At 67.4% G+C, this 13,493-nt stretch carries 13 protein-coding genes and 2 pseudogenes; 10 read left to right on the forward strand and 5 right to left on the reverse strand.

The window, feature by feature from the left end; translation table 11 throughout:
• Nucleotides 1-79 precede the first annotated feature (79 nt).
• A complete protein-coding gene (locus AB0I54_RS35460) occupies nt 80-1,477 on the forward strand; it encodes a transposase (RefSeq protein WP_363300369.1) in 1,398 nt (465 codons plus the stop codon).
• Nucleotides 1,478-1,747: 270 nt separating this feature from the next.
• Here AB0I54_RS35460 and AB0I54_RS35465 read toward each other — a convergent pair whose 3' ends face one another.
• Together AB0I54_RS35465 and AB0I54_RS35470 are read right to left on the reverse strand one after the other, a co-directional pair.
• Complete coding sequence (locus tag AB0I54_RS35465) at nt 1,748-1,885, reverse strand: hypothetical protein (RefSeq protein WP_363300370.1); 138 nt, start codon at nt 1,883-1,885, stop codon at nt 1,748-1,750.
• 107 nt (nt 1,886-1,992) lie between these two features.
• Nucleotides 1,993-2,322, reverse strand: a complete 330-nt coding sequence (locus tag AB0I54_RS35470; protein WP_363300371.1) for a thioredoxin domain-containing protein — start codon at nt 2,320-2,322, stop codon at nt 1,993-1,995.
• Between the two features lie 319 nt (nt 2,323-2,641).
• Here AB0I54_RS35470 and AB0I54_RS35475 point away from each other — a divergent pair, with 319 nt between their 5' ends.
• From AB0I54_RS35475 to AB0I54_RS35490, 4 genes are all read left to right on the forward strand, one after another.
• The gene (locus AB0I54_RS35475; RefSeq protein WP_363300372.1) at nt 2,642-2,932 is read left to right on the forward strand and encodes a hypothetical protein; all 291 of its coding nucleotides are present in this window, start codon (nt 2,642-2,644) and stop codon (nt 2,930-2,932) included.
• Complete coding sequence (locus AB0I54_RS35480; RefSeq protein WP_363300373.1) at nt 2,925-3,062, forward strand: hypothetical protein; 138 nt, start codon at nt 2,925-2,927, stop codon at nt 3,060-3,062. Before AB0I54_RS35475 ends, AB0I54_RS35480 begins: the two co-directional genes overlap by 8 nt.
• A gap of 12 nt (nt 3,063-3,074) precedes the next feature.
• On the forward strand, nt 3,075-3,221 hold the full coding sequence (locus tag AB0I54_RS35485; RefSeq protein ID WP_363300374.1) for a hypothetical protein: 147 nt from the start codon (nt 3,075-3,077) through the stop codon (nt 3,219-3,221).
• 62 nt (nt 3,222-3,283) lie between these two features.
• Nucleotides 3,284-3,499 (forward strand): hypothetical protein, encoded by a 216-nt coding sequence (locus tag AB0I54_RS35490; protein ID WP_363300375.1) that lies wholly within the window; start codon nt 3,284-3,286, stop codon nt 3,497-3,499.
• A 484-nt stretch (nt 3,500-3,983) separates the two neighbouring features.
• On the opposite strand, the gene AB0I54_RS35495 is transcribed toward AB0I54_RS35490, so the two are convergent.
• From AB0I54_RS35495 to AB0I54_RS35505, 3 genes are all read right to left on the reverse strand, one after another.
• The gene (locus AB0I54_RS35495; RefSeq protein WP_363300376.1) at nt 3,984-4,139 is read right to left on the reverse strand and encodes a hypothetical protein; all 156 of its coding nucleotides are present in this window, start codon (nt 4,137-4,139) and stop codon (nt 3,984-3,986) included.
• Nucleotides 4,140-4,377: 238 nt separating this feature from the next.
• A complete protein-coding gene (locus AB0I54_RS35500; RefSeq protein ID WP_363300377.1) occupies nt 4,378-4,941 on the reverse strand; it encodes a dihydrofolate reductase family protein in 564 nt (187 codons plus the stop codon).
• A gap of 541 nt (nt 4,942-5,482) precedes the next feature.
• The gene (locus AB0I54_RS35505) at nt 5,483-6,643 is read right to left on the reverse strand and encodes an ISAs1 family transposase (protein WP_363300378.1); all 1,161 of its coding nucleotides are present in this window, start codon (nt 6,641-6,643) and stop codon (nt 5,483-5,485) included.
• Between the two features lie 152 nt (nt 6,644-6,795).
• Between AB0I54_RS35505 and AB0I54_RS35510 the strand changes: the two genes are divergently transcribed.
• The 5 genes and pseudogenes from AB0I54_RS35510 to AB0I54_RS35530 all read left to right on the forward strand — a co-directional run.
• Complete coding sequence (locus AB0I54_RS35510; RefSeq protein ID WP_363300379.1) at nt 6,796-7,563, forward strand: hypothetical protein; 768 nt, start codon at nt 6,796-6,798, stop codon at nt 7,561-7,563.
• 1,504 nt (nt 7,564-9,067) lie between these two features.
• Nucleotides 9,068-10,270: a group II intron reverse transcriptase/maturase gene (gene ltrA, locus AB0I54_RS35515; protein ID WP_363300380.1), complete on the forward strand. Its 1,203-nt coding sequence runs from the start codon at nt 9,068-9,070 to the stop codon at nt 10,268-10,270.
• A 195-nt stretch (nt 10,271-10,465) separates the two neighbouring features.
• Nucleotides 10,466-11,296, forward strand: a pseudogene (locus tag AB0I54_RS35520) (IS256 family transposase); the annotation flags it as partial.
• A 235-nt stretch (nt 11,297-11,531) separates the two neighbouring features.
• Complete coding sequence (locus AB0I54_RS35525) at nt 11,532-12,746, forward strand: IS110 family transposase (protein WP_363300381.1); 1,215 nt, start codon at nt 11,532-11,534, stop codon at nt 12,744-12,746.
• Between the two features lie 135 nt (nt 12,747-12,881).
• Nucleotides 12,882-13,346 (forward strand): annotated as a pseudogene (locus AB0I54_RS35530) (transposase); the annotation flags it as partial.
• Between the last annotated feature and the right edge of the window lie 147 nt (nt 13,347-13,493).

The following is a 13,493-nucleotide window of genomic DNA, read 5'->3' on the forward strand; positions in this document are numbered from 1 at the left end:
GGGTTCGTGGTCGGGGCGGGTGATTCCGCCGTTGACGGTGCGGATGGCGCGGGCTAGTAATCCGCGGGGTACGGCCGCTATGTGGGTGCGCGACCGCCTGGACGGCCTGTTCACGGATGGCGACTTCGCCGACTGGTATCCGGCTGATGGACGGCGTGGGCTGTCGCCGGCCCAGCTGGCTTTGGTGTCGGTGCTGCAGTACGCGGAAAACCTCAGCGACCGGCAGGCGGCGGACGCGGTCCGCTGTCGCCTGGACTGGAAGTACTGTCTCGGCCTCGAACTGGATGACCCCGGATTCAACTTCACGGTTCTGAGCGAATTCCGTGACCGGGTGGCCGAAGACGACCGCGCGGACCGGCTGTTGGCGCTGGTCGTGGACCGGCTCGCTGAGGCGGGGCTGGTCAGGCGGCGGGGCCGACTCCGGACCGATTCCACGCACGTGCTGGCAGCGGTGCGGCGTCTGAACCGTGGGGAGCTGGTCGCCGAGACTTTACGCTGTGCTCTGGAAGAGCTCGCTCTGCAGGGTGAGCGGTGGCTGGCTGCTCTCGTCACCTCTGACTGGGCGGACCGTTATGGCCGGCCGGTTCGCTATGACCGGCTTCCCCGCGGCGGCGACGCGTTGATCACCTGGGTGTTACAGGTGGGTGAGGACGGCATGCACATCCTGCAGGCCGTCTATCGTGACGATGCCCCGCCCGGTCTGCGGGAGTTGACGTCGGTGCAGGTCTTGCGGCAGGTCTGGGTCCAGCAGTACTGGCACGACGAGTCAGGCCACTTGCGGTGGCGGGCAGCGAAGTCGACCCGTGACCGGGCCAGCCGCAGGGCGACCGAGCAGAGGAACACCGGCAAGTCCTCAGCCGACGGCCGGCCGTATCCTGCGTCGGCGCGGGTACCGTGGTCGACGATGGAGATCGTCACCCCGCATGATCCCGAGGCCCGCTACAGCCAGAAGGTGACCGCGGCCGGCCAGCGCGACTGGATCGGATACCGGGACCACCAGACAGAAACCTGTGACGAGACCAGCCCGAACGTCATCGTCCAGGTGGTCACCCGCCCAGCGCCGCAACAGGACATCGATGCCCTCGACGACATCCACAAACAGCTGACACACCAGGGCTTTCAGCCTCGCGAGCACGTCGTCGACGGCGGCTACGTCACCCCGGACAGCATCCACCAGGCCGCCGTCACATGGGGCATCCCCGTGCTCGGTCCGGTCCGCGATGACCCGCAGGCAGCCCAGCGGCCGGGCTTCACGAAAGAGGACTGCGAGGCCACCGTCTCGGAAACCGTCCACGCTCACGGCCTGCGGCATTGCCGCTACCACGGCCTGGCCAAGACACACGTCCAGCACGTGCTCACCGCCGCCGGAGCCAACATCATCCGCCTCAGCGAATGCTTCCCACCCGGCACTGCACCGACACCTCCCTCACGACCACCCAGCCACTTCCAGCGGCTCTGTCAAAGGCTGACGTCCTAGAGATCACCAACACCATCCGGAATGTGAGCCAGATTCAAAACTCGTGAACATTTATCGCCCAGTGGTCGCTAACCGCCGCTCAAACTGGTCGACAAACGCTGTCACTGAAGGTGAACGCCACCTTCCAGCAGGTGCTCGCCGAACGGTGGGCAATGGCGACAGCGGAGCGGACGACGCGGGATGCGGGTGAGCCCGGAGTACGGCTGCGCTGCTACCTGGACCTGCGCCAGCCGATCAGCCCGGCCACGCCGGACGAAGCCCTGCCGCCGGTCAGCGCAGCCGCATCACAGTTGCGCCGACCGCGGCCGAGCCGGGCTCGTCGACGAGCGATCCGGCGTACGGCAGCCGGTTCACCAGCCCGGGACATCTGTCCTGCTCAGGGTGCAGTCGCTGCTGGTCAGTCCGCACGCGGGCGTCACGCCGGACCGGGGTTGCTCATTCCGACGCCATGCCTCGCCGGGCGGCCGCTGCGCCGTCTTGAAGGGGGTGACGTCCCGTCACCGCCACCGTTGCGGTCAGATGCCCAGGAGTTTGATGAGCATCTCCCGGGAGCACAGGCCGGCGTCCTCGCCGGTCTTCTCGCCTCCCTTGAAGGCAATTGCAGTTGGCGCTTCCGTGACGCTGTACTTCTTCGTCGTCTCGGGACAGTCGTCGATGTCAATCGAGAAGATCTTGGCCCTGCCTTGATAGTCTTCGCCGATCTTGTTCACGATCGGCAGCAGTTCGTTGCTCGGTCCGCTCCATTCCGCGGTGAACACCACCAGGGCCGGCAGGGGCGACTGGAGAACGTGTGTGTCGAAGTCGCTGTCCTTGTAGATTTCCGTTACATACTTGTACGACGTCATGTTTCCTCCGTATCTGGGTGGCTTCGGGGCCTTCTTCCGTTCATGGTCACCCGGCTTGTGTTCTGTTGGGGTGCGGGGTGGGCTGACCGGGTGAGCGCCATGGTTGTGTGCCGGGAAGTGGCGTACGGGTTCGACCTGATCCGGGGTTCATCCGGCTGACCGGTTCGCGTGCAGCGCGGGTCCCGGGGTTTGGCCATGAGTTCCCGGACCCCGAGTACACGACCGGGTAGCTGATGCCCAGGCGCCGGGCGGGGGCCGGGCGTGACGGCGAGCCAGGGGGACAGGGCAGACTCGGGGGAGACTGGAGAGGGGCGCCGCGATGACTGCACAGCCGATTCACCGGCACGGCCCGGAGCGGGTGCCGCGTAACGCGGAGGGCATCGCGGCCGCGCTGACTGGCGAGCGCCGGATGGAGTTCTACCGCGAGCTGCTGGCGGCTGCGCCTGAGGAGGCGGGGGGCGTGCTGCGGCGTTGGTGGTGCGAGGCGATGCTCGACACCGATCCGGCCGGGGACCGACTCACCGCGGCCGCGCTGGACGGGACGCTGCCGACGACGGCCGTCGCCGACCTCGTGCGCCGCCGCCAGGAGGCGGGCCTGCCTGTTGAGTGAGCCCTACGACGAGGAACCGCAGGGCCTGCCCTGCCTGCTGTCGGAGGAGGTCACCGACCTCCTCATGGACAAGGCCCTGCCCGGTGACGTGTTCGGCGCGATCGTCGCCGCCACGGTCGTGATCAACTAAACCCGCGGCCAGGTGCCCGGCAGCACCGCGTCGCCGAAGTGGCCCGAGCAGCGGCGCATACCGCTCGGCGCGGACGGCGCGCTCGGCATTGCCGAGTACGTCATCGTCGCCGACGCCGACCCGCCGCACATCGTCCTCACCCGCATCCAGCTCTACTGACCCGTCCGAACGGCGGTGCCCCCGCCTCGGGCTCCGCCTGACCGCGTTGATAGAACCGCGTCATGACGTACAGATTCACGGCCCGTGCCGCCGGAGCAGAGATCGATCCCGACGGCTACTTCACCGAGGCTGGCCTCGCCGAGCGTGAGGATGGCAGCGGTTTCATCTTGCTGTTCATGGCAGGCGAAGAAGTTCCCGACGATCAGGAGGTCGCTCTGGCTCGCCCGGCACCGCGCCGGCGACCCAGCCAAGGGCCCCTGGCCGGAGCCGAAGGCTGACGCCGAAGGCCGACGCGGTCGAGGCGACCGCAGCCAAGTGCGCAGCGGACTGGTCGGCCTGGAGGCACCGCAAGATCGCCGCGATGATGCGCGCCGACGGCCGCGAGTCGTCCACCTCGACCGTGGAACGGGCGCTGCGCCGCCGCAGGCTGCTGCGTCCGGGTTCCGCGCCGACCGCAGATCCTGGGCGCGGCTGCGTAAGCGGGTGTTCCGCGACCCGCCGAGGCAGCGGAACCGGGTCTGGCAGATGGACTTCTCCGAGTTCGCGACCGCCTGGGGCGGGATCTGGCGGATCTGTGCGGTGATCGACTACGCCACCACGTACCGCCTCCCGGCCACTGTCACGCCCACCTCTCGCGGCGCCGACGCGCTTGCCTGTCTGCGCCGCGCCGTTGCCGAGACGGAACGGGTCCGAGGGCCTCGACGACCCCCGCGCCGACCGCGGCGAGATGGACGTCGTCGACGCCGACGACTACGTCATTGGTCAGACGGCGGCGCCGATCGCGGTGGTCACCGACAACGGCCCATGCTTCCGCGGCGGCACCTTCGCCGAGGCGTTCACCGGCGACGACCCGCTGCTCCGACACGTCCGTACCAGGGTGAGGATGCCCTCGTCGTTGAGATCAACCTGTTCCGCCACACCTACAACACCCTCCGCCCTCACCAGGCACTCGACGACCGGACGCCGCGACAGGCGTACCTCACCAGCCGGGAGAGCCAGCAGCCACCGGTCCGGTCGTCCGTTAGGGGGATCCCTATCCGGACGGATCGTCTGCGGTGAAGAACAGGATCCGGCAGGGACGTCACGATCGCCTCGGAACACAGCGCCACGAGATCCTTGGGTGGCCCGAAGCCCGCGCTGATCCGCCGTCGGGCACTCAGCGCCTGGACTCGTACCTGGTCAGCAACACGCCGTCGGGAAACGTCCGGGTCTCCACCAGGCTGAGGTTCACCCAGTTGTCCAGGGCTGTGAAGAACGGCGTGCCGCCGCCCACCAGGACCGGATGGGTGACGATCGCGTACTCGTCGATCAGCCCGGCCCGCATGGCCGCCGCGGCGAGTGTGGCACCGCCGATGTCCATGGGGCCACCGTCGTCGGCCTTGAGCCTGGTGATCTCGGTGACCGCGTCGCCGGTGACCAACCGGGTGTTCCAGTCGACCGTGCTGGTCGTAGAGGAGAACACCACCTTCGGCATGTCCCGCCAGCGGCCGGCGTACTCGATCGTCGCCGGTGTGGCACCCGGCTGCTTGTCGGCGGTCGGCCAGTGGGAACTCATCGTCTCCCACAGCTTGCGCCCGTACAGCGCCAGGCCCGTCGCGTCCACCCGGTCGGACCACCACTGGAACAGCTCGTCGCTCGGCACGCTCCAGCCGAGGTCGTCGCCGGGCGCGGCGATGTAGCCGTCCAGGCTCGTGTTCATGGCGAAGGTCAGTTTCCGCATGCTGTCAGCCTCCCGTGAGTCGGTATTCGGTGTACAGACCAGCACAGCGCGCAAATATCATCGGTCCGGCCACGCTGAGGGCCAGTTGACCACCACGCCAAGCAGATGCTCCGTACGGAAAGGAGCCCCCGACGTACCGGCGGGGATGAGACGAGCCCGCCGCCACCGCTGTGACCTGCGCTGTTGCAGATACGAGCTCCTTGCGGCATAGCAGACGCCAGCGTCATCAAATCAGTCCTGTAGGGCTTGGGAGAAGCTGCTCAAGCTACGGGCACACAGGTCCTCACAGCACACGCACTCTCCGAATACCTCAGGGCCAAGAACGTCCGGCACATAGAAATGCCGCAGGTTTACGAAGCGAACTGAGGGAGACAGGTGCTGATAGGCCGGTCGGAGCTGGGTGATGAGTGTTCAGGCGATTGAGCCCTCGCCTGCCTTGTCAGGCCCTATGACGCGTCCGACGGCAATCTGCTCAGTCCGCTGGCGATGTTGGCCCAGCGTGCCCGGTGAAGGGCGCCACGGGCGAGGTCGCGTAGCGCGCTCATGACGGCGGGGGTGTGATGGCGGCGGACCCGGCTGGCGTCCTCGGCGAAGGTGACGTCCTTGGTCCAGTGGACGGTGTTCTCGATGATCCGGTGGCCGCGGGCCCCGGCCGCGATCTCGGCCGCGCTTGCCTGGTGGGGGATAGGTCGGTGACGGCGTAGACGGTCTCGGTCTGCGATTTCTTCGTTCCGATGCGGCGCCGCTTGCGGTGGATCCGCACGACTTGGCGGGAGTGGGGGAACAGCAGCCCGTCGACGCTGCAGACCTTCACCTCGCGGACCTCCTCCCGGTCACGCCCGCGGTCGCGGGAGCGGTGAAGGACGGGTATGTCCTTCCAGGGCAGGGCCCTCAACTGCCCTGCCAGAGTGGGCTGGTTGTGCTTCACGGGCAGCAGGTAGCGGGCGTCTCGGTTCTCGACGAGGTAGCGGGCGTGCTCCTTCTGCGCGTGCAGTACGTCCACGGTGATGACGGCATCGGCCAGGTCCGTTTCCCTCGCTGCGTCCAACAGCGGGCCGAACTCGGGGATTTCGTTCGTTTTCGCGCCGATCTTGCGATGAGCGGCGGTGAGGGCGTCGCCATGGCGGACGGCGGTGATGACGAATGCCCGGCTGCCGTCGGTGCGGACGGCCCCGCGCAGGCACTTGCCGTCCACCGCGAACGCCTGACGCCGCGGTGGCGGCTGCTCGCCCGCGTCGTGGGCCGCCCGGTGGGCGCGGCGCTGTTCCCGCTCGGGCACGCCGTCAGGGCCGAGCGCGCCGGCAGGCGTGCCGGTCAGAGCGGCCAGGCGGGCGAATCCGACCGCGGTCAGCGCGCCCGGCTCCACCCGGGCGAACACGTCGCGCAGGGTCCGCTCACCTGGCGCCCGGAAGCGACACGCGAACGGATCGAACGGGCAGCCCAGCCGGGCGAGCACGTCCTGGTCCAGGCGGCGGCCCCACTCGGCAATCGCTGTCAGCGAGTTGTGCCCCGCGCACGTCATGGCACACAGGCCCACGGCGAGCAGCGTCACCAGCTTGAAGCGCACCCCGCGCCGATCGCGCGGATCGGGAATCCGGGCCAGTGCATAGAGCAGCCCCGGCGGCACCACCGTCCCGGCGGGAGACAGTGAGGGCGCCGCGTCCGGCGCCGGAGGCGTAGGCGATGATGGAACAGCGAGCACGGCAACCTTGCGGACCTTGAAGCGTAGACAACTCCATGATCCACAAGTGCCGTGCTCGTCTCATGTCCGGCGCATCTCCGCGCTCTACGCGATCAAACCGGACGATCAGGACTCTCCCCGAGGGCCCTGACGTGAAGGTTCACCGGGCTGTCATGGGCCGCGCACAACCGTCCTGGAAGGCCCTGAGTCGTACTTTCCTGAGGGAGGTGGCGACATTGGGCGGTGGCCGCTGGTGGACAGCCCGACACCGGATGTGGGCATTGGCGGTGTTGGGGCTGCCACTGCTTCTCGGTGGGGTCGCCGTGCTGGCGATGCCGTACCGCCACAGCCTTTTGACGGTGCGGGCCTACGAAGAGGCATCAGGCACTCTGGTGGTCCCCGCGGTGGTCCCCGCGGTGGTCAAGGACCTGGAGAACTATTCCAACGGCAGGGGCGGCAAGTACTGGGTGGAAGTCCAGGGCCCGGTGTCCGTGTCTGGCAGGATCGAACTCGACGACTCTGATCCTGTGCTGTCAAGGCTGAGTAAGGGCGACCGTATCGAGATCAGCATCTGGCACGGGCGCCGCACCGACATCGCCTTCGATGGGCGGGTCCAGGAGACTACTGAGGCGCCGACCCCGGAGCCGGGCCTCTGGCTAGGTGGCGGCCTGGGCCTGCTCCATGTCGGCGTGCTCGCGTTCTACGCGGCCATCCGGCTGCGCCGGGGGATGCGTGAGCCCTCCCGGTCGGGTCCGGAAGAGGGTTTCACGCGGACCGGCAAGATGATCGCCGGATCCGCCGCGGCTGCGTGTATTGCCGGCGTCGTTGCCTCCGGGACGCACGTCAGCGATCCACTGACTTACGCGGTCATCTGGCTCATGCTGGCTTTGATGGCTCTCGCCATGTGGAGGGTGACGTCCTGGGTCCGTGGCCGACGATGATCTACCAAACCGGGCAAACGCGCCTCTCCCCGGGGCCCCGCCAAGAAACGCGCCTGGGCGGTCAAGCCCTGATCTATTCACTGCTGTTCCCCGGTCTTCCGCAGGGAAACCGGAGTCCGAATACATGACGGGCTGATCTTCGTAGCCGCCCCCGCACACACGGCAAGGCCCGATCTACAGCCGGGCTGTTCCCTGAGGCGCTGAAGCCATATTTCCCGGCAGCACAGCAACGCGTAGGAAGCACACCACTATGACGACGAGCACCTCTCCCGGCAACGACATCGCCCTCGATCTGATCACACAGGACCTGATGTTCTTGCGGCGCTTCATGCAGCGTGTCGTGGCCGACGGAGACCAGGCGGTCGTCCCCATGTCTGCATGCACAACTACATCTGCCTCATCATCCACGAGTCCCATCGGGCGCTGCAGGCGATCGAGCCCGGATCTCGCCGGACTACTTGCCTACGACTGTGCTCCAGCCATCGAGCGCGCGAGTCACTCCGTGAAACTCTTCGACGATAAGAAACCCCAAAGATCCGCACGGCCGAGGCCGCCGACCGCTGGACCTGGCTCATCCTCGCCGCCTATACCCAACTCCGCCTCTCCCGTCCCCTTGCAGCCGACCGCCGCCGTCCCTGGGAGCAACACCCGTCCCGCACCCCGCTACGACGTGCACACACCCAAGAAGACACAGCCAGCAGAACGACAAAAGAAGAGCTCAACCACCCCAGAGCCCCACCGCGCAGGTTAAAGATCAAGCGTACGTCCAGCGGTCCGGGCGTCACCGCAGCTCAGAAGGGATGTGAACGATGTAACCGGACGACAAGCTCAGGGTAGCCAGCCGGTGGAAGTCCGGTCCGGGGAGACGCCAGGGTCCCCGGTAGCTGACTCCCGGCGTCGCTCGAAAGGGTGGCGTCGAAGTGGAGTGACTAGCGCCCGTTGGGGGCGTGCAACCGGCCAGTCCGCAACATGAAGTGAAGCCTGCAGCGCCGTCATTTAACCCCCGCCCGCGGGCGGGCCAAGGAGGAGCCGAGCCTGTGCTTGAAAGGCGAAGGCCAAGGAAGGCGATCTTGGACCTGGAGCGATCGCCGAAGAACCTCCCGGCGTAAGGGGCGTGGAATGGTCGGACGGTTGTCCTGGGAACTGGAGAGAGCCTCCTCGGCCCCGCGCATGCGGCGCGGGAAGCGTGGCCTGCCTATAACCGGCGGAACCGGGAAGTGGCGGGCTGTCGAGAGGCAGTCGGAGGGGGTCGTAGTAGTGCCGATCGGCGGGACAACACAACCCGCTGGGAGCGAAGGGCCCCTGCTTCATCGATGCGATTCGCGAACAGGGAGGGGCCCGGTTGAGTGCCGTTTCGGCTAGATCCATCCGCCGGGAGGAAGGCGCCGCCAGACCGGGTGGCCGTCCTTTGGACAAGGTCCGAGCCTTGCAGCGGACGCTCTACCGCTGTGCCGAGCAAGAACCCGAACGCCGGTTTCATGCCCTATATAGTCATGTCCACCGCATGGACGTTCTTCGACGGGCGTGGGCCGGTGTGTGTGCGAACCGGGGAGCCCCCGGCGCCGACGGGGTGACCGTCGACGCGGTGGCGGCCTCGGGGGTGGACGCATTCCTCCAGGATCTGGCCGAGCGACTGCGGACGTATACGTATCGTCCGTCGGTGCTGCGGCGGGTCCAGATTCCCAAACCGGGGCGGCCGGGGGAGTTCCGGCCGCTGTCGATTCCCACCGTGGCGGACCGAGTGGTGATGACGGCCGCGAAATTGGTCCTGGAACCGGTCTTCGAGGCCCAGTTCACCGAGGCGAGCTACGGATTCCGGCCCAAGCGGTCCGCGATCGACGCGTGCGAAGCCGTGCGCGTCGCGGCGAACCAACGGCGGGAATGGGTTTTCGAGGCCGACATCCGGGACTGCTTCGGCACGATCGGCCACGACGCGCTCATGGCCCAGGTGGCCCGGCATGTCGTGGACCGACCAATGCTGAAGCTGATCCGGACCTGGCTGCGGATGGGAGTTCTGGAGGGCGGGGTGACCTCTCCAACCGGGGCGGGAACCCCGCAGGGCTCACCGATCTCCCCGCTGCTGGCCAACATCGCCCTGCACGTCCTCGACGAGGCATGGCAGGACGAGGGCCGCCGGCTGGGAGTGCTGGTGAGGTACTGCGACGACTTCGTGGTCCTGTCGCCGACCAGACAACGGGCCGAGCAGGCCCAGCAGTTGGCGGCGCGAGTGCTGGAACGGCTCGGGATGCGACTGCACCCCGAGAAGTCCGGCATCACCTGCCTCACCCGAGGCGGGCAGGGCTTCGACTTCCTCGGCTTCCACCACCGGAAGGCGGAATCGTGGAAATGGCGAGGCAGGTTCTACTTGCAACGCTGGCCCTCGGCCAGAGCGATGCGGGTGCTGCGGGACAAGGTCCGCGCGGCTACCGCCCGCTCGAAGACCGAACGGCCGGTGTCCGCCGTGGTCGCTGACCTCAACCCCGTTCTGCGGGGCTGGGCAGCGTACTTCCGCAACGGGAACTCCGGGCGGAAGTTCAACGCGGTCGACGGCTACGTCCACGAACGGCTGGCCATCTTCGCCAGCCGGAAACATAGACTCCGAGGCCGGAACTGGACCACCCGATTCACCTATGGGTGGATCACCCGGCTCGGCGTCTACCGCCTGACCGGAAACGTGCACAGGGCGACGGTGCATGCCAGTCGGTGAACGATGTCGGAAAGCCGTGTGCGGGAGAACCGCACGCACGGTTTGAAGCGGCGGGGGGCTGGAAACGGAGCGGAAGCCACCGCGCCAGTCCCCGACCCTACTAGCGTTGGACTTCGCCAGCCTCGGCCATGGCCAACCCGGGGACTGTAAGACGTTCGGTGTAACTCCCGATCATGGAAGATGCATCGATGACCAATGAGAACGTGTCCGAGTCCGAGGGTGCCGTCCACAAGCGTGGTGTCGGCGAAGGCCGTTGACGACCAGTTGATCGAGGAGCTGGTGGGCCGCGCCCAGGCCGAAGGGCTGCAGCTGACCGGTGAAGGCGGACTGCTCCAGCAGCTGACCAAACGGCTGCTGGAGTCCGCCCTGGAAGGCGAGATCACCGACCATCTCGGCTATGACAAGCACGATGCGGTCGGCAAGAACGGCGGCAACTCCCGCAACGGCAAACGCTCCAAGACGGTGCTGACCGACGTCGGTCCGGTGGAGATCACCGTGCCCCGCGACCGCGACGGCTCCTGCGAACCGAAGATCGTCAAGAAGCGGCAGAAACGCCTGACCGGCGTGGACGAGATGGTCATCTCGCTGGCGGCGAAGGGCCTGACCACCGGCGAGGTGCAGGCCCACCTGGCCGAGGTCTACGGCGCCGAGGTCTCCCGCCAGACGATCTCGACCATCACCGACCAGGTCCTGGAGGGCATGGCCGAATGGCAGAACCGCCCGCTCGACACCGTCTATCCGGTGATCTTCATCGACGCTATCCACGTGAAGATCCGAGACGGTGCGGTGGCGAACCGGCCGATCTATGTGGCCCTGGCCGTCACGGTGGAGGGCCGGCGGGAGATCCTCGGGCTGTGGGCCGGTGATGGCGGCGAGGGCGCCAAACACTGGATGCACATCCTCACCGAGCTCAAGAACCGCGGCGTCGGCGACGTGCTGATGCTGGTCTGCGACGGGCTCAAGGGCCTGCCCGAGGCGGTCGAGGAGGTCTGGCCGCGGACGATCGTGCAGACCTCATCCGTGCACACTCCTTGGTGGCGGGAATCCCCCGCCGGTCACCGCGCCAGCGGGAGAGGACCTATGCAGACGCGTTGCCTTCGAGGCCCCCATGCAGACCAGTCCCTCCCGCTGGAGGCGGGCCGCGAACTGGCCAGCGGGAGTTGCGCTTCGAGCGCCCAGATGAGGTACCAGCGGGGCCGCCCGGTCGGTGACCTGGACCGACAGGACGGAACCCATGGACCACTCGTTACCCACCAACCCCGTGGACCCAGCCAAGGTGTTCGCCGGCCTCGACTGGGGCAACGCCCATCAGCAGCTCTGCCTCGTGGACGAGGCCGGCCAGGTCGTGCACCAGAGGCGCTACGCGCACACCGCTGACGGCCTCGAGCGTCTGGACCGGCACCTGCGCCGTCACGCGCCACTGACCGGGATCGCCATCGAACGAGGCGAGGGCCTGCTGGTCGAGCGTCTTCAAGCCGCAGGTCACACCCTCTACTGCGTCTCTCCGAAGATCTCCGCGCGAGCGCGGGAACGCTACCGGATGGCGCCGAAGAAGGACGATGCCTTCGACGCGTTCGTCCTGGCCGACAGCCTCCGCCACGAATACCGGCATTGGCGGCCGCTGCCGGTCGCCTCACCGACACTGGCCGAGCTGCGGGCGGTCATCCGCGACCGCGAACGCGTCGTCTGGAACCAGCGTGACCTGGAGAATCAGCTGCGGGCCATCCTCGAGTCCTACCATCCGGCCGTGCTGCACCTGTTCTCCTCCCTCGACCGCGATATCAGCCTCGCGTTCCTGCAGGACTACCCGACACCCGAACAGGCCCGTCGCATCGGACCCGAGCGGATGAAGGCGTTCATCGGCCGCCACGGCTACTCCGGCCGCACCCGCCCCGAAGTACTGGTGGAACGACTGCGTACACACCTGCTGACCGCTGCACCGGGCACAACCTCCGGCAAGCAGCTGACCGCTGTCCTGTTCGCCGAGCAACTCGCCCTGCTCAACGACCACATCCGCATCCTCAACAAACGGATCGACGAGCTCCTGGTTGCCCACCCCGATGCGTCAATCTTCCTCAGTTTCCCCTGCATGGGCCGCTCGTGCGCAGCAACTCTGCTGGCTGAGATGGGCGAGGACCGCGGTCGTTTCCCCACCCCGGCCGCGCTCATGGCCGAGACCGGAGTCGCCCCAGTCACCCGGTCCTCCGGCCGCACCCGGCAGGTCCGCTTCCGCTATGCAGCCAACAAGCGCATGCGCCACGCGGTGGATTGGTGGGTCTTCAATATGGCTCGCGAAGTGCCCTGGGTGCGCGAGGCATACGAGCAGGCCAGGGCCCGCCGTCAGCCCCACAACCGCGCTATCCGCGGCCTCGGCGCCCGCTGGGTCCGCGTCCTCTGGCGCTGCTGGCAGGACCACACCCTCTACGACCCCGACCTCCACCTCGGCAACCGCACGGAGGCCGATCTGACAGCCTGAAGGCCTCCTGGGCCGTCTGACCGAAGCCGCGGGACGATCACGTCACCGACCCTCGGCTCCTTGGCATGCCCGCAACCCCTTCCGAAACAACACCCGCCTCGTGATCCACAAACCGGAAGGTTGACAGGGGGAGTCTGCGTCGTCCATCTGCTGCGGAACTCCTTCCGCTATGCCGCCCGCCAGGACTGGGACAAGATCGCGCGTCTGCTCAAGCCCGTCTACACCGCTGCGACCGAGGAGGCCGCCCTGGACCGGTTCGCCGAGTTCGCCGATGCCTGGGGCAGGAAGTATCCGGCGATCGTGAAACTGTGGGAGAACGCCTGGGAGGAGTTCACCCCCTTCCTGCGGTTCGACACCGAGATTCGGCGCATCGTCTGCACCAGCAACGCGATCGAGTCGGTCAACGCTCGCATCCGGCGGGCGGTCAAAGCCCGCGGACACTTCCCCAACGAGCAGGCCGCGTTGAAGTGCGTCTACATGGCGATCATGTCCCTCGATCCCACCGGCAAGGGCCAGGCCCGCTGGACCATGCGCTGGAAGACCGCACTGAACGCTTTCGACATCACCTTCGACGGCCGCCTGTCGGCAGCCCGCCAGTAGTCTCAACTACCCCAGTTACACCACCCGTTTGACAGTCCCTGCAGAGGTGACAGTCCGTGCCGTGATCGAGGAGCGCGGAGTAGGCGTGTGTGGCGGCGCACTTGCGGCAGGCCCGCAAGAACGCAGTCGTACCGCCCTGTTTGAGCA

Source organism: Streptomyces sp. NPDC050625 (genome assembly GCF_040654755.1).
Classification (GTDB): Bacteria; Actinomycetota; Actinomycetes; order Streptomycetales; family Streptomycetaceae; genus Streptomyces.

Coding starts and splice junctions, on each gene's coding strand:
- AB0I54_RS35510 (WP_363300379.1), top strand. CDS start 6,796: ATGGGCCGCGCACAACCGTCCTGGAAGGCCCTGAGTCGTACTTTCCTG.
- AB0I54_RS35490 (WP_363300375.1), top strand. CDS start 3,284: ATGACGTACAGATTCACGGCCCGTGCCGCCGGAGCAGAGATCGATCCC.
- AB0I54_RS35475 (WP_363300372.1), top strand. CDS start 2,642: ATGACTGCACAGCCGATTCACCGGCACGGCCCGGAGCGGGTGCCGCGT.
- ltrA (WP_363300380.1), top strand. CDS start 9,068: ATGGACGTTCTTCGACGGGCGTGGGCCGGTGTGTGTGCGAACCGGGGA.
- AB0I54_RS35470 (WP_363300371.1), bottom strand. CDS start 2,322: ATGACGTCGTACAAGTATGTAACGGAAATCTACAAGGACAGCGACTTC.
- AB0I54_RS35460 (WP_363300369.1), top strand. CDS start 80: ATGTGGGTGCGCGACCGCCTGGACGGCCTGTTCACGGATGGCGACTTC.
- AB0I54_RS35500 (WP_363300377.1), bottom strand. CDS start 4,941: ATGCGGAAACTGACCTTCGCCATGAACACGAGCCTGGACGGCTACATC.